Genomic DNA, 21,962 nt, shown 5'->3' on the forward strand with positions numbered 1-21,962 from the left:
GCTATTCACTTTTTACAATTATTTATATAAAATAAAGCCATTTACATACTTGACGAGATGAGGAGAAAGAAAGCTAATGGGAAAGACTTTTTCAAACGGTTTGTACGACCCCTTTTATGAACACGATGCATGTGGAATAGGTTTTATTGCCAACATCAAAGGTAAGAAATCTTTTCAGATTGTTCAGAGCGCTCTAAAAATTTTGGTCAATCTGGACCACAGAGGGGCAAGAGGATGCGAAGAGAATACAGGTGATGGCGCAGGTATCTTAACCCAGATTCCTCACAAGTTTTTTAAGAAAGTTGTTCCAAATCTCCCCCAAGAGGGAGACTACGCTCTAGCACAGATATTCTTTCCTAAAGATGAAGAAAAGATAAGAGAACTCGAATCAAAATTTGAAGAAATTGTTGAAGAAGAAGGACAAAACGTTATTTTTTGGAGAAGACTTGAGACGGATAACTCAACGCTTGGAAGCGTTGCAAAACTTAAAGAACCAGTAGTAAAACAGGCCTTTATCAAGAGATCAAATTCAGTAAAAAAGGGCATTGATTTTGAAAGAAAGCTCTATCTTATTAGAAAAAGGGCTGAAAAGGAAATAAAGTATGCTGATGAAGACAATTTGCTTTTTTATATATGCAGCCTTTCTTCGCGAACAATAGTTTATAAGGGAATGTTAACTCCTCAACAGGTGCCAGAGTATTATAAAGATCTTAGAGACCCCGATTTTGAAAGCGCGATTTCAGTAGTTCATTCAAGATTTTCTACCAATACCTTCCCCTCCTGGGAAAGGGCCCACCCATATAGATATATAATTCACAACGGCGAAATAAATACCCTTAGAGGAAATATAAATTGGATGAAGGCAAGAGAAAAACTTTTTGCTTCCAAAATATTTCCAGAAATTACCAAGTGTTTGCCAATAATTAATGAAGACGGCTCTGACTCTCAGATGTTTGATAATTGTCTTGAGATGCTATATCTAACGGGCAGAAGTTTGCCACATTCAGTTATGATGATGATACCGGAACCCTGGCAAAACCACGAAAGCATGAACGAGAAGAAAAAGGCTTTTTATAAATATCACAGCTGCTTAATGGAGCCATGGGATGGCCCTGCTTCAATAGTTTTTACAGATGGTCTAATTGTAGGAGCTGTTTTAGATAGGAATGGTCTTAGACCATCGAGATATTATGTAATGGATGACGACACAATAGTACTTTCTTCAGAAGTTGGAGTATGTGATATAGATCCTGAAAAAATTGTTATCAAGGATAGACTCAGACCCGGAAGAATGCTTTTGGTTGATACCGTTGAGGGAAGGATAGTCTCTGATGAAGAGCTAAAAAGGAAAATCTCCGAAGAGAAGCCATATTCTTCATGGCTTGATAAGTATATGATTACTCTTAATGACTTGGAGGTTAAAAATAAGCATCTTTCAAAGAATAATTCAAATTTGTCACTAATTCAATTGCAGCTTGCTTTTGGATATACATATGAGGATATAAGAAAGATAATTGAACCTATGGCGCTTCAAGGGGTTGAACCCGTTGGATCAATGGGTTATGACTCACCACTTGCAGTGCTTTCTAACCAAGAACAATTGCTATATAACTATTTCAAGCAACTCTTTGCCCAGGTTACAAATCCGCCGTTGGACGGAATTAGAGAGGAAATAATAACAGCTTCTGAGATGCTACTTGGAAGTGAAGGAAATCTTATTGAGCCAAGACCAGAAGATTGCAGGCGTCTTTTGTTAAAAAATCCAATACTTACAAATGTAGATATACAGAAGATAAAATCTCTTGATCAAGAAAAATTTAAGTCTGAAACAGTTTCTATATTATTTAATCGAGACTCAGATCTAAAGATAGCTCTTGACAAACTTTTTGAAAGGGCAGATGAGTTAGTTGAAAGTGGAACAAACGTAATTGTACTCTCTGATAGAAGTGCAAGTTTCGATCTGGTTCCAATTCCTGCTCTTCTTGCGCTCTCTGGCTTAAATCATCACCTTATCAGAAAGGGTACTAGAACAAAGGTTAGCATAGTCCTGGAGTCGGCAGAGCCAAGAGAAGTACATCACTTTGCATGTTTAATTGGCTACGGAGCTAGTGCAATAAATCCTTATCTTGTTTTTGATACGCTAAAGGATATGTGCGAAAAATCTCTTTTAGAAATAGACTACGATTTGGCAGTAAAAAATTACGTAAAAGCAGCTTTAAAGGGCGTGATGAAAGTAGCCTCCAAAATGGGCATTTCAACTCTTCAGAGCTATATGGGCGCTCAGATATTCGAGTGTGTAGGAATCGGCAAGGAAGTGATTGATAGATATTTTACAGGAACGCCGTCAAGAATAGGCGGAATAAATTTGGATATAATTAAACAAGAAACTCTATTAAGATACAACAGGGCTTTTTTGCCAAACAATCAAGTGCTACCTTCAGGAGGCATTTATCAGTTTAGGGATGATGGCGAATACCACGCTTATAGGCCAGAAACAATATATCTTTTACAAAGAGCTGTTATGGAGGGCGATTATAAAAAATTTAAGGCGTTTACTGCTTCTTTACACGAAGGGTGTGACGCTCTTCAGAACTTAAGAGGACTTTTTAGATTTAAAAAACAGAATAACCCAATACCAATTGATGAAGTTGAGAGCGTGGAATCTATTGTAAAGAGATTTAAAACTGGTGCTATGAGCTATGGTTCAATCTCGAAAGAGGCGCATGAGACCCTTGCTATTGCTATGAATAGGATAGGCGGCAAGTCAAATACGGGTGAAGGCGGTGAAGATCCGTCCAGATATATTCCAGATGAAAACGGCGACTCAAGAAATAGCGCTATTAAGCAAGTTGCATCAGCAAGATTTGGCGTAGACAGTCTTTATCTTGTAAATGCATCCGAAATTCAGATAAAAATGGCTCAGGGAGCAAAGCCTGGCGAGGGAGGGCAACTCCCTGGCCAGAAGGTTTATCCGTGGGTAGCGAAAACAAGATACTCAACTCCTGGAGTAGGGCTTATTTCGCCACCCCCACACCACGATATATACTCTATTGAAGATTTAGCTGAGCTCATTCACGATCTCAAGAACGCTAATCGAAACGCAAGGATTAACGTAAAGCTCGTTTCTGAGGTTGGGGTTGGTACTATCGCCGCAGGGGTTTCTAAGGGGAAAGCAGATGTAGTATTGATATCTGGATACGATGGTGGAACGGGTGCCTCTCCACGATCCAGTATACGACATGCAGGGCTTCCCTGGGAGTTGGGGTTGTCTGAAACTCATCAGACGCTTGTTTTAAATAATTTAAGGGATAGAATAACTATTGAGGTAGATGGGAAGCTTATGTCTGGCAGAGATATTGCAATTGCAGCGATGCTTGGGGCTGAAGAATTTGGATTTGCTACCTTGCCGCTTGTAGCGTTAGGTTGTGTGATGATGAGAGTTTGTAACCTTGATACCTGTCCTGTGGGCATTGCAACCCAAAATCCAGAGTTGAGGAAGTACTTTAAGGGAAAGCCTGAATATGTAATAAATTTGATGTATTTCTTAGCAACAGAATTAAGAGAGATTATGGCCCAGATGGGATTTAGGACTGTAAACGAGATGGTTGGCAGAACTGATTGCCTTGAGATTGTAGAAACAGATCACTGGAAAGCCAAAACGCTTTGTCTTGATTCAATTCTCGCAAAACCGCCAGTAGACTCGTCAGTTGGAAGATATTGCACTAGAAAACAGGATCATTCAATTGAAAAGTCTTTGGACTATAGAGTATTACTAAAAAAGTGTAAAGGTGCAATAGAAAGCAGAGAGCCTGTCGAGATCTCTTTGCCTATTAGAAATACCAATAGAGTAGTTGGGACAATTTTAGGCAGCGAAATAACTTCAAGATATGCTCTTGAAGGTTTGCCTGAAGATACTATAAAAATAAATTTTGTAGGTTCTGCAGGCCAAAGTTTTGGCGCATTTTTGCCGAAAGGAATAACTCTTATTCTTGAGGGTGATTCAAACGACTACATAGCAAAAGGCCTAAGTGGCGGCAAGATAATAGTGTATCCGCCAAAGAATTCAAAATTTGTAGCGCATGAAAATATAATTATAGGAAACGTAGCGTTTTATGGAGCTACTTCAGGAGAGGGATATATTAGAGGAGTTGCAGGTGAAAGGTTTTGTGTAAGAAATTCAGGAGCAAAGGTCGTGGTTGAAGGTGTAGGCGATCACGGTTGTGAGTATATGACGGGCGGCATAGTTGTTTGTTTAGGGAAAACAGGAAGAAACTTTGCTGCTGGAATGACTGGTGGAATAGCTTACGTGTATGACATAGACAAAAGCTTTAAAACAAGAATAAACGTTAATACTGTATATGTAGAGTCTATAGAGAATTCTTCTGAAGAAGAGAAAGTCCGTTCAATGATCGAAAAACACTTAATGTATACAGACTCTTCACTTGCCAGACAAGTTTTGTCAGATTGGAGAGAGGAGAAAAAGAGGTTTGTAAAGATAATACCAAAAGACTACAAGAGAATGCTTCTTGCAATCGAAAAAGCTTATGCCGCTGGTTTTAGTGGAGATGAAGCTTTAATGGAAGCTTTCTATGAAAATATCAAAGATATGTCAAGGATTTCTGGTAACTAAACACAACTTAGGAGGTATTTATGGGAAAGATTGGCGCCTTTCTTGAACAAAAAAGAATAACTCCTTCTGAGAGAGCTCCTCTTGAAAGGATTAAAGACTTCAACGAGTTTAAAATACCTATGAGCGAAGAAGATATAATCCTTCAGGCATCAAGGTGTATGGATTGTGGAATACCCTTTTGCCACTCAGGGGTTCTTCTTGGAGGAATGACTGCAGGGTGTCCCCTTCACAACCTTATTCCAGAGTTTAATGATCTAATTTACAGGAGAGCATGGAAAGAGGCATATAAAAGGCTAATTTTTACCAACAACTTTCCAGAGTTTACAGGAAGAGTTTGTCCTGCTCCATGTGAAGGCTCTTGTACAGAAGGCTTGAATTGGGAGAGCGTAACTATAAAGAACAATGAACTTGCTATTATAGAAAAGGCTTTTTCAGAAGGCTTTGTTGAGAAAAGGGTTGTTAAGAGAAGTGGTAAAAGAGTAGCTGTCGTTGGATCAGGCCCATCGGGTCTAGCTTGTGCTGATACATTAAACTCTTATGGACACGAGGTCTCAGTTTTTGAAAGAGCAGATAGAGTTGGTGGCCTTCTAATGTATGGCATACCAAACATGAAACTTGACAAAAAAGTTGTAATGAGAAGAATTGACTTGATGCAAGAAGAGGGCGTAAGGTTTTTTACGAATAAAGAAATTGGAGTAGATATATATTTAAAAGATCTTGTAAAGGAATTTGATGCTGTAGTCCTTTGTTGTGGCGCAACCAAGCCCAGAGATCTAAAAGTTCCTGGAAGAGAGTTAAAGGGGATCTATTTTGCTGTAGATTTTTTGAAGTCAAATACCAAATGCCTTTTGGACAGCGACTATTCAAACTTGATATCAGCAAAGAACAAAAACGTAATTATAATAGGAGGGGGAGATACAGGTACTGATTGTGTTGCTACAGCTATCAGACATGGATGTAAAGACGTTATACAAATAGAAATACTTCCTGAACCACCAAAAGTTAGATCTCAAAATAATCCATGGCCTGAGTGGCCAAAGGTTTTAAAGGTTGACTATGGACAAGAAGAAAGAATAGCTCTTTTTGGAAAGGATCCGAGAATTTATCTTACCACTGTTACGAGTTTTGAACCTAAAGAAGACGGCGTTAGTCTTGGATGGGTTAATACTATTAAGGTAAAATGGGAAAGAGACGATAGAGGTAATTTTATACCAAAGCACGTTCCCTGTAGCGAAGAAAAGTTAAAAGCTGATATGGTATTGATCGCTATGGGATTTTTGGGACCAGAGGATAAAGTTATAAAGGAACTTTCCATTGAGCAAGACCACAGATCTAACGTCAAAGCACAGTTTGGAGATTTTAAAACAAACGTAGAAAAGGTTTTTGCAGCAGGAGATATGAGAAGAGGACAAAGCCTTGTCGTTTGGGCAATAGCAGAAGGAAGAGGCGTTGCAAAGAGCGTAAACGAATTTTTGATAACAAAATAAAATAATTGGCTTTTTTGTAAATTTTTGTTAAATTTTAAATAATATAGTTTAATATATTATTATCACTAATAACTTTGATTAGGGAGTGTAGATATGGCTGAAATTTCTATGAATGACTTAAAAAATGCTACAAACATTTTAATTGATGGAGCTGTATATCAGGTTGTTTACTTTCAACACGCAAGAAAAGCACAGGGCGCTGCATATGTCAGAACAAAGCTAAAAAATCTAAAAACTGGCGCTGTCCTTGAAAAGACCTTTAGGTCTGAAGACAAGATAATAGAGGCAGATGTTGAGAGAAGGCCATTTCAATTTTTGTACAAATCAGGGGATACCTATCACTTTATGGACTTAAATAACTACGAACAGTGGGAGTTGAATAAAGACGTTTTAGGAGATGCTGTAAATTATCTTAAAGAAGAGCAAAGCGTTGATGCAATAGTTTATAATGGTACGCTTTTAAATATTGAACTTCCGACTACTGTTGATCTAGAGGTGGTTGAGACCGATCCTGGCGTAAGAGGCGATACTGCACAGGGCGGCTCAAAGCCTGCTACCCTTGAGACTGGAGCTGTTATAAGTGTGCCTTTATTTATAAATGTGGGAGATGTGGTAAGAGTGGATACCCGAACAAATCTTTATATTGAAAGGGTAAAGTCATGATTAATTTTGATCTTGAAGAAATAAAAGAGTTAATAAGGGCTATGCAGGAAAACTCTATTACTGAGCTTTGTTTAGAATCCGAAGGAATAAAACTAAATCTTAAGAGAGAAAGTGACCGAAAGGGTGTAGTTGATATTGGTGGCTTTAGTTTGCCTACTTCTGAAGAAATTAAAAAGAATAGTTTAGAAGGTATTTCACAGTCTAAATCAGAGGGAGTTTTTATAAAATCTCCGATGGTTGGCACATTTTATAGATCTCCTTCGCCTAACTCTCCGCCCTTTGTAGAGGTTGGAGACTACGTAAAAAAAGGTCAAGTTGTATGTATTATTGAAGCAATGAAACTTATGAACGAAATAGAGTCCGAAGTAGAGGGAACTATAAAGGAAATACTAGTAGAAAACGCTATGCCTGTCGAGTTTGGTCAGCCTTTGATGGTTGTTGAACCGCAAAATATTACTTAATCCTTATATTACGATACTTTTAGAGGTGAATTAATGTCTGAACTAAGACTGTTATTTGTTAAATCTATTGATTTTAGTTACTTTGCCTTATGAAAAGGATATTGATTGCAAACAGGGGTGAAATTGCTCTAAGAATTATTAGAGCACTTAGAGAATATGGGTACTTTTCTGTCTTAGCTTATTCAGAGGCAGATAAAACGAGCCTCCCAGTGAAACAAGCTGATGCAAGCATATGTATAGGACCTGCTAGCGCAAAGGGAAGCTACTTAAACATTCCTGCTATAATTTCTGCTGTTGAGGTTACCGGATGTGACGCTGTTCATCCAGGTTACGGCTTTCTTGCCGAATCTCCTCAATTTGCAAGGGTTTGCAAAGATGCTGGAATTACCTTTATAGGGCCATCACCCGAAGCTATGGAAAAGGTTGGAGACAAATCTGTAGCGAGATCTGTGGCTATGAGCGCAGGAGTCCCAGTGGTTCCTGGTTCAACGGGTTTTGTCAATTCAAAAGAAGACCTTTTTAGGCTTGCAAAAGAGATAGGTTTTCCGTTAATATTAAAGGCTGCGGCAGGAGGCGGCGGAAAGGGTATGAGAATAGTACAGAGTTTCAAAGAACTTGAAGACTCCTTTGAAACTGCCTCAAATGAAGCCAAAACAGCATTTGGAAACAGTAATTTATACCTTGAAAAATATGTTTCAGAGCCAAGACATATAGAGATTCAATTTGCAAGGGACAAATTTGGAAACTGTATATCTCTTTTTGAGAGAGAGTGTTCAATCCAAAGAAAACACCAAAAGCTTCTTGAAGAGAGCCCTTCTTGTATTATTAGTCCAAAGCTGAGAAAAGATTTAAGCGAGGCAGCTCTTGCTATAGCCAACCAAGTAGGATATGTGGGAGTTGGTACTGCAGAATTCCTTGTCACTCCTGAAGAGATGTTTTATTTTATTGAAATTAACGCAAGAATTCAAGTTGAGCATCCTGTAACAGAGATGGTAACAGGAATTGATCTGGTAGAGTTACAGCTATTGATTGCTGAAGACAGACCAATTCCATTTTCTCAGGATGATATAAAGATTATGGGACATGCTATAGAGTGTAGAATTAATGCTGAGGATTCTCGCAATAACTTTCGTCCGTCTCCGGGAAAGGTTACCCAATTTATTCCTCCAGGTGGTCCTGGTATAAGGTGTGATACTCATCTTTATTCAGGATTTGATATTGTTCCTTACTATGATTCGCTTATCGCAAAGGTTATCGCATACGCTCCTACCAGAGAAAAAGCCATAAACAGGATGGAAAGGGCTTTGTATGAGATGGTAATAGATGGAATTTCAACTACCATAGACTTTCACAGAGAGGTTTTAAAGAACGCATTCTTTAGAAAAGGGGATTATTATACGAATTTCGTTCAAAGAAGAATGGGCATAAAGTGAAAAAATCCTTAAGATATTTAAGAGAGATGGTTTTAAAAATTTTGTATGAACTTGAGATAAACAGTCAGAGCACGATTAATGTCCTTATGCAAAGATATGCCGAACACATCCAGCCAGAAGACTTTGAATTTATAAGGGTAAGAGCTGAGGGCATAATTGAAAATAAAGATGCTATTGACAAATTATTAGACGAATTGTCTATTGATTGGCCAACTGAAAGGATGGTTGTTACCGATAGACTTATTATGGAAATTGCAGTTTTTGAAATGAATTATTTAAAATTATCTCCTTCAATTGCCATTAACGAGGCAGTAGAGCTCTCAAAACTTTACGGAACTGAGAAATCATATAAGTTCGTAAACGCTGTACTGTCTAAAGTAGCAAACATTAGCAAATCTTAAATTATAACTTAAACTTCTATTTAACTCTTTTGTGATTTACAATAAGTTTATGAGGAGGACTTTATGCTCTCAAAGAGAATTATACCCTGTCTTGATGTAAAGGATGGAAGAGTCGTAAAGGGAATAAGCTTTATAAACCTAAGGGATGCTGGTGACCCTGTGCTACTTGCGAGAACCTACGATAGAGAAGGGGCTGATGAGTTGGTTTTCTTAGATATTACAGCTTCAAAAGAAAAAAGGGATATAATGCTAAAGGTTGTTCAGGATGTTGCAAAAGAAGTCTTTATTCCCTTTACCGTTGGTGGTGGCATAAAGTCTCTTAAGGATATGGAAGATCTACTTATGGCTGGTGCCGATAAGGTTTCGATAAATACTTCAGCAGTCTATGACCCTGAACTTATTACAAAGGGCGCTACTACGTTTGGAAGGCAGTTTATGGTGGTGGCAATAGATGCAAAAAGGGAGAACGACTCGTTTAGAGTTTTTACACACGGTGGCTCAAGACCCACAGACCTTGATGCCGTTGAGTGGGCAAGAGAAGTAGAAGATAGGGGTGCTGGAGAAATACTGCTAACCAGCATGGATCAGGATGGTAGAAAAACTGGTTATGATATTGAGCTTACCAAAAGGATCTCTGAAGCTGTAAACATTCCTGTTATAGCTTCTGGCGGAGCGGGTACAATTGAACACGTGATAGAAGTTTTTAAAAAGACCAGAGCTACAGCTGCGCTTCTTGCTAGCGTTCTCCACTTTGGCGAGATTAGAATTAAAGACATAAAGATTGCTATGCAAAAAGAAAAAATACCGGTAAGGCTAGACTGGTAAAGGAGGCTTTTATGGAACTTGACAGGTATGCCCAAAGCGAGATGAAGGCAATATTTTCTGAAGAAAACAAGATTAACCTTTGGCTAGACATTGAAATGGCGGTTTTAAAAGCATGGGAGACAGAAGGGGCTGTCCCTGAGGGGACGTATAAAGCTGTTCGCTCAAATGCAAAAGTAGATATTAAGAGAATAAAAGAGATAGAAAGCGTAGTCCATCACGAAATTATTGCATTTCTTACTGCTCTTGCAGAAAACGTTGGCGAAAGAAGCAGATTTATTCACCTTGGACTCACATCCTCTGATATTCTTGACACTGCAACTAGCTTGCAGATAAAGGAGGCAAACAACCTTATCTATCAAGAATTAGAAAAGCTCGAATCCGTCTTGAAAGATCTGGTTATAAGGACTAAGGATATTTTGTGTGTGGGCAGAACTCATGGGGTTCACGCTGAGCCCATTACCTTTGGGTTCAAGCTTGCTGGATATTTACTTGAGCTAAAAAGAAATAAAGAAAGGCTTCAAAACGTGTCAAAAGAAGCTGCAGTAGGAAAGATTTCTGGTGCAGTAGGAACCTATGCGCACCTTAACCCAAATATAGAGCGCCTAACCCTTGAACAACTGGGACTTAAACCTCTGGAGGTATCCACTCAGATTATACCAAGGGATATATTTGCAAACGTATTTTCTGCATGGGCATTAATAGGATCCTTTATAGAAAGACTTGCTCTTGAAATTAGACATCTGCAGAAGACTGAGGTATTAGAGATGGAAGAGCCGTTTTATGAAGGTCAAAAGGGTTCTTCTGCTATGCCGCACAAGAGAAATCCAATACTTTGTGAGAGGCTTGACGGGATGTCAAGGATACTTAGAGGCAACCTTATAGTATCCCTTGAAAATACCGCGCTTTGGCATGAGAGGGATATATCCCATTCCTCTGTGGAAAGGATGATCATACCAGAAAGCGCTATATTGACTCATTATATGATTAAGACTATGATTAGAATCTTAACTGATTGTAAGATATATCCAGACAATATGATGGAAAATCTTAACTTCAGAGGCAAGCTTATATGTTCTCAAAGACTTCTTTTAGAGCTTGTAAGAAAGAATATGTTAAGAGAACAAGCATATAAAATAGTTCAGACGCTTGCGATGAAGGCCTTTAACGAAAAGATGAATTTTGAACAAATAGTTAGAAGCGATCCGGAAATAAAGTCATACCTAAGTGAAGAAGAGTTAAACGAGGTATTTGACTACAAATATTTTGTCCGTTATGTAGACGAAATAGTTTCAAGAGTAATATAACTAAAACTCTTAAAGGAGATGATTTCGTGGAGCTTTTGTATGAGGGAAAAGGAAAACAAGTCTTTTTGACAGATGATCCCGATCTGGTTGTCTTTAGATTCAAGGATGAAGCTACTGCTTTTGACGGGGTAAAAAAGGAATCTTTTGGCGGCAAAGGAGAAATGTGTGCAACTATTACAGAAATCTTAATGAATCTTCTTGAAAAAAATGGCGTAAGGACACACTTTGTAAAGAGGCTTTCTAACAACGAAATGTTAGTCAAAAGGTGCTTTATGCTACCCATAGAAGTAGTAGTTCGCAACTATTCTGCTGGTTCAATTGCAAAGAATCTTGGCCTTAAGAAAGGTATAAAGTTTCCATTTCCTATCAAAGATCTCTTTTATAAAAGCGATGAGCTTCACGATCCTATGCTAAACGACGATAGGGCAGTTGCGCTTGGGTTTGTTACCTTTGATGAACTTGACGTATTATACAATAGTGCTCTCAAAGTCAACGAGGTTCTTTCAAGTTTTCTCTTGGAAAAAGGAATTATATTAGCTGACTTTAAACTTGAGTTTGGTAAATTTAAGGATTCAATATTGTTAGCTGACGAGATTACTCCTGATTCGATGAGGCTATGGGACAAAGATACCCTTGAACCCTTTGACAAAGACAGATTTAGATTTGATTTGGGCGATCTACTTGCTGGCTATAGGCTATTTTTAGAAAAGATAACTAAATAGTGTAATTCTATGACAATAAAAAGGGCATCTTCTTTAGGCTTTTGTTACGGAGTTAGACTTGCTCATCAGAAAGTCCTTGATGCACTAAAGAAATATCAAAAAGTTAACACGCTTGGACCGCTGATTCACAACGAGCGCGAAGTGAAGAGACTTTCTCAACTCGGAGCAATTGCTATAAATTCTCTTGACGAAGTCAGTGCTCCTGCAATAGTGTTAAGAACCCATGGAGTAAGGCGAGACGTTCTTGAAAGAGTAAAAAAGCTTGGTATAGAGGTAATAGACGCAACGTGTCCTCACGTAGCAAAAGCACAAAGCATCGCCCAAAAGTTTTATAATGAAGGCTTTCGCGTAGTAATATTAGGAGAAGTTGAACATCCTGAAGTGCAGTCAATTTTGAGCTATGCGCCAAATGCAACTGTAGTAAACGAAAACCTTGAGAAGTTTAGCTTTGACAAAAAGGTTGTAGAAAGGGTAGGATTACTATCCCAAACAACGCAACCAATTGAAAAATTAAAGTTAATTGCATCAAGGATGGTGGAGCTATCACAGGAGCTTGTAGTAGCAAATACGGTGTGCTTTGCTACCAGAAAAAGGCAGGAGGCGGCAAAGGAGCTAGCAGATGAAGTTGAAGCTATGATTGTAATAGGTGGAAGAGCTAGTTCAAACACAAAAAAGCTATTTTTGGCTCTGAGTTCATACGATATTGACGTCTATCAGGTTGAGGGAGCTGCTGATTTGCCTGAAAACGTGTCAAAATATAAAAAAATTGGGATAACTGCAGGAGCATCTACGCCCGAGTGGATTATTGAAGAGGTAGAAAGTAGGTTAAAAAGCTTATGAGAAAACTCCCTATTGTAGTTCTTGCAGGCAGGGCAAATGTTGGAAAGTCTACGCTTTTTAACAGATTGCTCAAACAAAGTTATTCAATGGTATCATCTGTGCCCGGAACTACGAGAGATTTTCACGAAGGAATCTTCAGATATACCGATTCGACAGCCATAACTTTAGTAGACTTACCAGGCGTTCTTGAGGGAGATTACCTTTCTGAGCTTGCTTTTGAAAAGTCTAAAAAAATTATTGAAAAGTCTGATCTAATCGTTCAGGTTGTAGAGGCAAGGGGACTTACCAGTACAGACGAAGAAATAGCTTTGTATCTGAGAAAGTTTAACAAACCCATGATCCTTGTGGTAAACAAATGCGAGGGGAGAGTTGACTTATCAGATTTTTATTCTCTTGGAATTGGAGATATTGTAGAGATAAGCGCCTATCACGGTCTAAACGTATATCAACTTGAAGACTTAATATTTAGCAAGATAACAGGACAAAAGTTCGAAGAGCCAACTCCTATTGTATTTGGCATATTTGGCGCTCCGAATGTAGGAAAGTCATCTCTTGCCAATGCAATTCTTGAGGAAGAGAGATTTATCGTTTCAGACTTTGCTGGGACAACAAGAGAAGTGGTGGCAAAGTCTTTCAGAAGACTTGGGAAAAGTTGGCTTTTACTAGATAGCGCGGGCATAAAGAGAAGAAAGTCTTATGATAAAGAGCTTGACGGCTTGAGTGTCTCAAGAAGCATATCTGCTATGAAGGCTCCTATGGGGATTCTTGTTATAGATGCAAGTCGTTTGGTCACTCACCAAGACAAAAGAATAGCCAGTTTGATGATTGAGAGAACTGGCGCTTCAATAATATTTCTAAACAAAAAGGACCTTATCCCTCACTCTTCTCTTGGAGTTGTATATAATAACGTAAAAAGCGATCTAAAGTTTATGGATTCTCCTCTAATTTTTGGTTCTGCCTTAACAGGAGAAAGCGTTCACCTTGTATTAGAAAATCTTAAAGACCTTTGGGAAAAGGCCATGACTTCTTACAACAAGAAGGACATTTTAGAGGCAATAAGAAAAGCGGTGTCACTAAGGCCTATAACAGTAGAAAACAAAACTCTTATAATAAGAAATATTAGATTTGAGTCAAAATTTCCTCTGGAAATTGATATCAAATCAAACGTTCGTTCAGATCTTGTTCCAAAATCCTATTTAAGATATCTAATAAATACAGTAAAAAAGGATCTTGACATGAAAGGCATAAACTTGAGAATGGAGTTCAAAGATTAAATATGAGCCTTCAGAGCCTTTTTTCTTATTTAATTTTTTTAACTCTATCTTATCTGATAGGTAGTTTGCCATTTTCGCAATGGATAGCGCTTTCAAAGGGATGTGATTTAAGAAAAGTGGGAAGCGGCAATGTAGGGGCTACCAACGTATATAGGGTGCTTGGTTTAAGATATGCTGTGTTTGCAGGGCTTCTTGATGCTATGAAGGGGTTTTTGCCTGTTTTCTCTGCAAGATTTATTTTTTTTCCAAATTCTGAGATATTTGCTATTTTGGTTGGATTTGCTGCGATGTTTGGGCACATAAGCTCACCCTTTATGAACTTTAAGGGAGGAAAAGGCGTAGCAACTGGTGCAGGCGCTTTTTTGGGGCTTGATCCAGGAGCCTTAACTGTTGGGTTTATTGTGTGGTTTATGACCCTCAAGGGAACAAAAATAATGTCTCTTGCATCTATATTTGGAGCATCAAGTGTGTTAATATATGAGATATTGATAGGTTCTATATATCTAAAAGTCGTATCTTTAATTGCTTTTTTAATAATATTATATAGACACAGGGATAATATCAAAAGATTGCTAAGAGGTGAGGAGTTAAGGCTGAAGTGATAGCTGTTATAGGTGCGGGAACATGGGGAACGTCCTTTTCTACGGTGATTGCAAATAGAAGTGACGTTTTGCTATTTGCAAGAGATGAGGAAGTCGTAAATAATATAAACTCTCTTCACGAAAACGTAAGGTATCTAAAAGGCATCAAGCTACCCTTAAATGTCTTTGCAACTAGTGATAGGAGATTACTTTCTGATATAGATGATGTTGTCTTCTCTGTTCCCGTTCAATCTATAAGACAGGTAATAGAAGATTTTAAGCCCTTTTTCAAAGAATCGGTTAGAATCCTAAATCTTGGCAAGGGGATAGAGATAAGTACTTTAAAAAGGGTGTCTGAAATATTTAAAGAGCTCTTGCCTAACTCAAGATATTCAGTCCTTTCAGGCCCAAATTTCGCAAGAGAAGTGGCTCTAAAGGAGTATTGTGCAACTGTGATTGCATCAGAGCTTGAAGAAGAGAGTGAATATTGGCAAAAACTATTGATCTTTCCATACTTTAGAGTGTATACTACAGATGATGTGGTGGGAGTTGAGATTTCGGGAGGACTGAAAAACGTGATTGCTATAGCTGCGGGAGTTGTTAAAGGTTTAAAATACGGCGACAATTCGAAAGCTGCTCTCATAACGAGGGGATTAGCTGAGATTACAAGATTTGGTTTGAAATTGGGGGCAAGACAGGAAACCTTCTTTGGACTTTCTGGAGTAGGCGACCTCTTGTTGAGTTGCACCTCTTTTCAAAGCAGAAATTTTAGGGCTGGTGCTCTTCTTGCTGAGGGCTACTCTTTAGAGGATATAAAGAAAAAGTTGGGCAGCGTTATAGAGGGCATTTATACGTCTGAAGCAGCTCTTAAGTTATCTAAAAAATTAGGCGTTGATATGCCGATCACTCAACAAGTCTTTGCAATCGTAAATAAAAAGGCTTCTATTAGAGATGCAATTGATTCACTTACTTCTCGAAAGCCACTAAAAGAATTCTACTAAATTTGAAAGGAGGTGAATTTTTTGAGAAAGACAGATCTTATTAATGCAGTTGCTGAAAAGTGTAAGGGTATGACCAAAAAGGATTGCACAGTTGTAGTGGAAGCCGTTTTTGATTCTATTAAGGATGCCCTTAAAAGAAACGAGAAGGTTCAGCTAATTGGTTTTGGTACCTTTGAGGTTAGAGAGAGAAAGGAGCGAAAGGGCAGGAACCCAAGAAGCAAGGAAGAGATAGTTATACCTGCCATGAAGACTCCAGGCTTTAAGGCCGGAAAGGCTTTGAAGGAGGCGGTCCAACCAAAAAAAGCTGAGAAAAAGCCTGTTAAGGGCGCAAAGAAAAAATAATAGATATTTAAAAAAGGGAAAAGGGGAGGAGATTCTTTCCTTTTCCTTTTTAAATTGTGTTGTCTTTATTGCACAAAATTATTCCTTTTGTTATTATTCATGAATATGACTATCTTTAAAGGGAAAGAAGAAAAAATTTGCTATAGGTGCAATACCAAAAATCCTCCTGATGCGTTTTTTTGCAGGAACTGTGGCGCGCCTTTAACAAGAGATGCCCTCCTCCAAGATTCTACAAAAAAGTTGAGAGTGAAAAAGAACTCTATGGCTACGACGTATGCTTTGTTTTTGATAGTTGCTCTGATAATAGGCTTAGCTGTGGGTTTAGTATCTTCTCTTAGCGTGTTTAAGAAGTAAATTTTACTAAATTAACTTTAACTTCTTAGCTTTATGTCTATCTCTATGTTTGCTTCAAAGGTTCTGTCCCATGGAAGAGAAAATCTTACATCTGTAATGTCAAATTTTATCGGGCTACACATCATAAGCTCTTCTGAAATTCCAGGAAAGTATTGAAAGAATATATTTTTTGCTATGTTTATGCTGTCTTGTGTCATCTTGAAATTTGATTGGTTGTTTTCTATCAATATATTGTTTATTTGTTTCCTTATAACGTTTTGATAATAGTAATCATAAATTATTCTCTCTATCAGAAATCTGAAATTTTTTTTAAAGTTTCTGCTAGAAAGGTAACTAACTGCCTGAGAAAGAGCACACCCTGTGGTATTTGCAGCTGTATTCCATCCTGCATATGCTATTAGCCTAAATATTAGGCCGCTTGCAAGCAAAAGCTTGAACATCCTTTCATCTGTCATGTTCATGTTTGAAACGTCTGCAAAGGCAACGTTTTTCCCCTCCTTAACAAGGGATCTTACTTTTTCAAAAGCTGCTTGCTCATATCCGTCTTTGCCAAAGATTATCATATAAAAGTCTGGTTCACTATTTTTCAACTTAAGGTTTAGTAGGTTTATCTGAGACAAAAGATTTTTCCCAAGAGGCACTGTCTCAAGAGGCATTATTTCTTCTTCGACTTCTTCTGGAATAAAAATAGTCTTTAAGCTTATATCTTTATCTTTGCCAAATCTCGTTACCAAAATCATGCCTATTTCATCTGAGCCTTGTACTATTTTGGTATTTTTTGTGGCAATCATACTAAGCCTCTTCTTCTCTTCATATGCTACGCCCCTGTCAGTTGAGTCGTCTTGAGCAAGAACTAAGAGATCTACTTTATCAGAATTTTTTATTAGCGTTCTATCTACAAAATAATTGATCTTTCTTGATTCTATATAGTCTCTTAGCAAGTCTGGAGGAACGTATGTCAAAAGAAGCTCTCTTTCATAGAAGTTTACAGGATTCTTGATGTCTTCATCTGAAAACTTCATTATCTCTTCTATTTTTGTAGCATAAAAAAGCTCCTTTTCATCCAAAACTGTGGGCATGAGTCTCATAAGGGATTTGAATAGATAAACGCTGTCAAATAAGTGTGAGCTCTTAAGACCAAGAAGTCTCTTTGTGTACCACATGGCATCTTCCTTTGACATCTGTGTCTCTCTCGAAGGAACAAGCCCTCCAAATATCATTGAGTCAGCGCTAACTATAGCACAATCTGCCCAACTTTCCACTAAAAAGGCCAGTATTTCCTGACTTGCAGCCTTTTTCCTTCTCTCAGAAAGTATCTCCACCGGAGGAACTAGCAGCTTTATTCCCAGGATATCTGCTAATCTCTTTGGGTAGATAAAATTTGGCGGTCTGTTGTCCAATGGCACATAACATGCAACTCTTTGTGAAGCTATGCTAAAATCACTGAAGTATATATTATTTATTAGAGGTGATATCATAAGTATCTTTAGGAAATCTCTTCGAGAAAGGGATGATTTTGAAAGGATCCTTTTTATAACGCTTTCTTCTTTAGGTGACACCATAATGACCTTGCCCGTATTTTTTGAGATCGGGAAGCTCTTCCCAAAAGCTCAATTTGACATCCTGGTGGGAGAAAGATCAAAGGAAATGTTTTCAGCTCTGCCAAACGTGGGTGAAGTCTTCTTGTACACCTCTGAAAACAGGGGAATAAAGGGGAAAATCCCTTTGATAAAGGCTATTTCAAAAAAAAGATACGACCTTGTCATAGACCTTAGACACTCCATTCTGCCAATATTTGTGCGTTCCAGACAAAAAATATTTACGACCTTTAAGCCAAAAATCCCTGGCATTCACGCAACCGAAGAGCACCTCAGAAATGTTTTCAACAAAGGTGCTGAAAATTTTATGTTCGACTACTCTGATAAGATTATAATTGACAAGAAGACTATTATCAAGTTTGGCGACGTTTTTGACAAGATATTAGGTTCAGTTGGCATCGTGCCAGGTGCCACTTGGCAGCCTAAGGCGTACGGCATTGAGGGATTCGTCAAGGTCGCAAAAATGCTGAAAAGTAATGACTTGAATCTAGTTTTACTCGGATCAAGCGAGGAGAGAGATCTTTGTGACAAGATCTCAAAGGAAGTAGATTCACTTAATCTGTGCGGAAAGACTAATCTTGTTGAATTGTTCTACATCATAAAAAATCTCTCAGTTCTTGTTACCAATGACTCGGGACCTATGCACATAGCATCTCTTTTGAATATCCCCACAGTTGCGCTCTTTGGGCCGTCTGATGAGAGAAGATATAGGCCTTGGGGCAAAAAGTATAGGTTGTTGATGCACAAAGAGATTTGCAGAAAGTGTCTTTATCAAAGATGTGACAAAGGCGGAGAGTGTATGAATCTGATAACGCCTGATGAGATAGTCGATGCTACGATAGATCTTTTAGGATTTTGATATTAAAATTAAAATAACGTTAATATAAGGTTAAAAGGATTTTTATCTACTTGACAGAATTTTCTAATCTAAAGTAAACTAATATAAGCTCATTTCAGTTTAACTTTGACAACTAAATATAGTTTTGCTTCTCCCAAAGCTTTGAAAGGCTTTTTAAAGCCTTCAAAGAGCCTTTTACAGATGATCTCAATCTGCAAAAAAAGGAGGTGAAATCCCCCGAGTGCAAGAAGTGATTCTGTAAAGAGGCTAATATACGAAACAAAAAAAATTAAACTTTCCTAAAGGGGGAAATGCAAAGATGAGAAAATTCGCTATGTTTTTTGTAGTCGCATCTCTTCTCGTCGCCCTTGCAGTTCCCGCTATGGCAGGACCATTCTCTGATGTGCCAGCTAATTCTTGGGCATACAAAGCAGTGCAAGATTTAGCAGCAAAGGGATTGGTCATTGGTTATGGCGACGGAACATTTAGAGGCGACAGACTTGCCACCCGTTATGAGATGGCAATGGTAGTTGCAAGAATGCTTGATATGTATGAAAAAGGTCAAAATGCACAGGATCAAAAAATCCAGCTTAACGCTAACGACATCGCAACACTTATGAAGCTCGCTGAAGAGTTTAAGTCAGAACTCGCCTCTCTAAACGTCAGAGTTGCAGCACTTGAGAAGAAGGCAGCTCTTGACACTGTAAACTTCACAGGAGATGCAAGGTTTAGACTTGCAAGCGAAAAGCTAACTTATTATGCACTACCAGCAGGAACAATAGTTGCACCAGTAGTAAGTAGTAGTATAAATGGATGGATTGGTGGTCAAGCGCTAGCAGCACAGACAACTACACCACCAGATAAAAAGAACGATTCATTTATGCGCTATAGAATCAGGTTAAACGTTGCAGCACCAGTTGCTGACAACATCAGCTTCAACGCAAGGCTTACAATGCAGAAGAACGCAGGTGTAAACGGGACAAATAATTACGCTAACCCTGTGACCGCTGCAAATTCAGGTTACATGTTAGATCAGAATACTCTATTCGTAGAGAGATCTTACATCACATGGACTCTGAACCCATATCCTGTTACATTCGTCCTTGGCAGACTTCCTACTATGGATACAGGCAGATATTACAATGCGCTCTTCCTTGATGCCTCAGTAGAAGGCGGTTTGGTAGTATTCGACATGTCAAACTTCCTTCCATCAACTTCAGTTTCAGCTGCATGGGTAAAGCTCTTTGACGCAGGCAACGTTACGTCAGCTCAAGAAGCTAGTGGTCTTAAAGATAAGGACGTATATATATTAAACCTCAAGACAAAGCTCTTTGACACCTTTGGTTTAGAAGCAGACTACGGTTATATAGACAAGTTTACGTATTTTGGTGCTCTTTCAGGAGTTCCTGGCGTAACATCTGGTGCAAACGGCATCTATGGCAAGTATGACTGGTGGGCAGTAATAGGTAACTGGACTATGTACAACGTAAACATGTGGGCAGGATATAGCGGCACATCCACCGACATGCCAAGAGAGGGAGCAACGGGTCCAGATCTTAGTGGAACACACTCTGTAAACGGCGGAGCATGGAGAGTAGGAGCAACTATTCCTCTTCCAGTCGGCGCTCTAACTGGTGACTTCTTCTTTGGCGACAACAAGTACTATAACCCATTCCTTTTTAACACATGGGATGCTGGAAAGTATAAGGATTACTACAATGTATACTATCAACTTCCAGTCGCAAAGAACGCAACCTTGACTCTTAACTACGACTATTGGAAGGGTAAGAGACCTTATAACACAGATTCAGTTAATGGCTACTACTATACTTTCAACCCAGATCAGATCAAAGACGATACAAGATACTACATTCAGATGGACGTAAAGTTCTAAAGAACTTTTTTAGCCCCCGAGCAATCGGGGGCTTTTTTATTGATAAGCAAAAGTATTTTTATCTTAAGATTTTCTTATAGTCTCTCTTCCTTCACTAAACTACTCTTTTTGTGATAACATAAGTAAGCTTATCTAAAAGTGAGGGGCTCTTTATTGAATAATCGCAGGATAATTCTTATTTTTTCGTTGTTGTTCATATTCGCATTAAGCCTATTTATTTCTGGATGCGTCCAAATAGGCATAACAAGCCCTGCGCTAAAAATTGCTATTGTAGTCCCTCTTTCGGGGGAGTTTTCTCAGATTGGAGAAGAGGAGAGAAATGGAGCCCTTCTTGCAATAGAGGATGCCAATGCTGCAGGAGGAGCGCTGAGCAGGAAATTTGAGCTTGTCCAGATGGACGATAAGGGCGATCCAGTAGAATCCGCTATCATTGCCCAAAAGATTTCTGCTGATTCCTCTATTCTTGGCGTTGTTGGAGGGGCGAACGCAGGGGACACAATTTTGCCCGCTGAAATCTATGCGAAGAACAACGTAGTAATGGTAACTCCTTCTACTACAGCCGCAGAACTTACCGCTAAAGGTTATTACAGCGTCTTTAGAATCTGTGCCAGTGACACTTTAGAGGGACCATATGCTGCTAACTTTATAATAAATAATCTGAAATTAAAGAGAGTTGCAATAATAGAAGACAGCAGCGCCTATGCAAGAGAACTAACAAACTCGTTTAAAAGTGAATTTTTAAAACTTGGGGGAGCAATTCTTACAGAGGAAAAGATAGTCCAGGGAGACAAGGACTTCAAGGTTCCTCTTGAAAAGATAAAGGTTCTTAATCCTGAGGTAATTTATTTTGCAGGGATGTATCCTGAGTGCGCACAGATCGTAAAAGAGGCAAAAGAAATGGGAATAAAGTCCATATTCTTTGGTGCTAATGGCATAAGAGATATCGAATTTGTAAAGATTGCAGGGATAGCATCAGAGGGCACAATGGCTACGTCGGTGGGCTTTCCATTGGACAAGTTTTTAAAGGGCACTAATTTTATTCAAAGATATAAAGAAACTTTTAAAAAAGATCCCACTGACTACTCGGTCTTTTCATACGATGCAACTTTATCTATAATAGACGCTATTAAATTAGCGGGTAAACCGGACAGGAGTATCCTTGCAAATGCAATGCACAATTTGAAATATGATGGTATATTAGGTAGTACTTCTTTTGATAAAGAAGGCAATACTACTAATAATCTTGTTAACGTGTATGTAGTAAAGAACGGTAACTGGATAAGTTTCAACTAATATGAGGGGAGTGATTTTACA

Annotated in this window: 19 protein-coding genes; 18 read left to right on the forward strand and 1 reads right to left on the reverse strand. The window is 38.5% G+C overall.

Translation table 11 applies throughout. The features are described 5' to 3' along the window. Window positions 1–76: 76 nt before the first annotated feature. The 15 genes from gltB to THENA_RS00655 all read left to right on the forward strand — a co-directional run bounded on the left by gltB (window position 77) and on the right by THENA_RS00655 (window position 16,318). A complete protein-coding gene (gltB, locus tag THENA_RS00585) occupies window positions 77–4,630 on the forward strand; it encodes a glutamate synthase large subunit (RefSeq protein WP_013755495.1) in 4,554 nt (1,517 codons plus the stop codon). Window positions 4,631–4,650: 20 nt separating this feature from the next. After that, a complete protein-coding gene (locus THENA_RS00590) occupies window positions 4,651–6,117 on the forward strand; it encodes a glutamate synthase subunit beta (protein ID WP_013755496.1) in 1,467 nt (488 codons plus the stop codon). A 93-nt stretch (window positions 6,118–6,210) separates the two neighbouring features. Further along, window positions 6,211–6,780: an elongation factor P gene (efp, locus tag THENA_RS00595; protein ID WP_013755497.1), complete on the forward strand. Its 570-nt coding sequence runs from the start codon at window positions 6,211–6,213 to the stop codon at window positions 6,778–6,780. After that, complete coding sequence (accB, locus tag THENA_RS00600; RefSeq protein ID WP_013755498.1) at window positions 6,777–7,241, forward strand: acetyl-CoA carboxylase biotin carboxyl carrier protein; 465 nt, start codon at window positions 6,777–6,779, stop codon at window positions 7,239–7,241. Before efp ends, accB begins: the two co-directional genes overlap by 4 nt. Window positions 7,242–7,330: 89 nt before the next feature. Continuing rightward, entirely contained in the window at window positions 7,331–8,674 is a 1,344-nt protein-coding gene (gene accC / locus THENA_RS00605) for an acetyl-CoA carboxylase biotin carboxylase subunit (protein WP_013755499.1), read from the forward strand. Then, window positions 8,671–9,075 carry a transcription antitermination factor NusB gene (nusB, locus tag THENA_RS00610; RefSeq protein ID WP_013755500.1) on the forward strand — a complete coding sequence of 135 codons (405 nt, stop codon included), beginning with the start codon at window positions 8,671–8,673 and terminating at the stop codon, window positions 9,073–9,075. Before accC ends, nusB begins: the two co-directional genes overlap by 4 nt. Window positions 9,076–9,138: 63 nt before the next feature. Next, window positions 9,139–9,900, forward strand: a complete 762-nt coding sequence (gene hisF, locus THENA_RS00615) for an imidazole glycerol phosphate synthase subunit HisF (RefSeq protein ID WP_013755501.1) — start codon at window positions 9,139–9,141, stop codon at window positions 9,898–9,900. A gap of 11 nt (window positions 9,901–9,911) precedes the next feature. Next, window positions 9,912–11,204, forward strand: a complete 1,293-nt coding sequence (gene purB, locus THENA_RS00620) for an adenylosuccinate lyase (RefSeq protein WP_013755502.1) — start codon at window positions 9,912–9,914, stop codon at window positions 11,202–11,204. A 26-nt stretch (window positions 11,205–11,230) separates the two neighbouring features. Then, on the forward strand, window positions 11,231–11,926 hold the full coding sequence (purC, locus tag THENA_RS00625; protein ID WP_013755503.1) for a phosphoribosylaminoimidazolesuccinocarboxamide synthase: 696 nt from the start codon (window positions 11,231–11,233) through the stop codon (window positions 11,924–11,926). A 9-nt stretch (window positions 11,927–11,935) separates the two neighbouring features. Then, a complete protein-coding gene (ispH, locus tag THENA_RS00630; RefSeq protein WP_013755504.1) occupies window positions 11,936–12,766 on the forward strand; it encodes a 4-hydroxy-3-methylbut-2-enyl diphosphate reductase in 831 nt (276 codons plus the stop codon). Further along, complete coding sequence (der, locus tag THENA_RS00635) at window positions 12,763–14,040, forward strand: ribosome biogenesis GTPase Der (RefSeq protein ID WP_013755505.1); 1,278 nt, start codon at window positions 12,763–12,765, stop codon at window positions 14,038–14,040. The genes ispH and der overlap by 4 nt, the downstream gene beginning before the upstream one ends. 2 nt (window positions 14,041–14,042) lie before the next feature. Next, window positions 14,043–14,642 (forward strand): glycerol-3-phosphate 1-O-acyltransferase PlsY, encoded by a 600-nt coding sequence (gene plsY / locus THENA_RS00640; protein WP_013755506.1) that lies wholly within the window; start codon window positions 14,043–14,045, stop codon window positions 14,640–14,642. Further along, complete coding sequence (locus THENA_RS00645) at window positions 14,639–15,622, forward strand: NAD(P)H-dependent glycerol-3-phosphate dehydrogenase (protein ID WP_013755507.1); 984 nt, start codon at window positions 14,639–14,641, stop codon at window positions 15,620–15,622. Before plsY ends, THENA_RS00645 begins: the two co-directional genes overlap by 4 nt. Before the next feature lie 21 nt (window positions 15,623–15,643). Continuing rightward, the gene (locus THENA_RS00650) at window positions 15,644–15,964 is read left to right on the forward strand and encodes an HU family DNA-binding protein (RefSeq protein WP_013755508.1); all 321 of its coding nucleotides are present in this window, start codon (window positions 15,644–15,646) and stop codon (window positions 15,962–15,964) included. A 105-nt stretch (window positions 15,965–16,069) separates the two neighbouring features. Further along, complete coding sequence (locus THENA_RS00655; protein ID WP_154645287.1) at window positions 16,070–16,318, forward strand: zinc ribbon domain-containing protein; 249 nt, start codon at window positions 16,070–16,072, stop codon at window positions 16,316–16,318. Window positions 16,319–16,335: 17 nt separating this feature from the next. Here the strand turns inward: THENA_RS00655 and THENA_RS00660 are convergent, their stop codons facing one another. Continuing rightward, complete coding sequence (locus THENA_RS00660) at window positions 16,336–17,724, reverse strand: DUF4127 family protein (RefSeq protein ID WP_169309402.1); 1,389 nt, start codon at window positions 17,722–17,724, stop codon at window positions 16,336–16,338. Window positions 17,725–17,749: 25 nt separating this feature from the next. On the opposite strand from THENA_RS00660, the gene THENA_RS00665 reads away from it, so the two are divergent. From THENA_RS00665 to THENA_RS00675, 3 genes are all read left to right on the forward strand, one after another. Continuing rightward, window positions 17,750–18,775, forward strand: coding sequence for a glycosyltransferase family 9 protein (locus THENA_RS00665; protein WP_083816082.1), 1,026 nt, complete (start codon window positions 17,750–17,752; stop codon window positions 18,773–18,775). Between the two features lie 298 nt (window positions 18,776–19,073). Beyond that, complete coding sequence (locus THENA_RS09485) at window positions 19,074–20,648, forward strand: DUF3373 family protein (protein WP_013755511.1); 1,575 nt, start codon at window positions 19,074–19,076, stop codon at window positions 20,646–20,648. A 153-nt stretch (window positions 20,649–20,801) separates the two neighbouring features. Beyond that, complete coding sequence (locus THENA_RS00675; protein ID WP_013755512.1) at window positions 20,802–21,941, forward strand: branched-chain amino acid ABC transporter substrate-binding protein; 1,140 nt, start codon at window positions 20,802–20,804, stop codon at window positions 21,939–21,941. Window positions 21,942–21,962 lie beyond the last annotated feature (21 nt).

The sequence above is a fragment of the Thermodesulfobium narugense DSM 14796 genome, assembly GCF_000212395.1.
Classification (GTDB): Bacteria; Thermodesulfobiota; Thermodesulfobiia; order Thermodesulfobiales; family Thermodesulfobiaceae; genus Thermodesulfobium; species Thermodesulfobium narugense.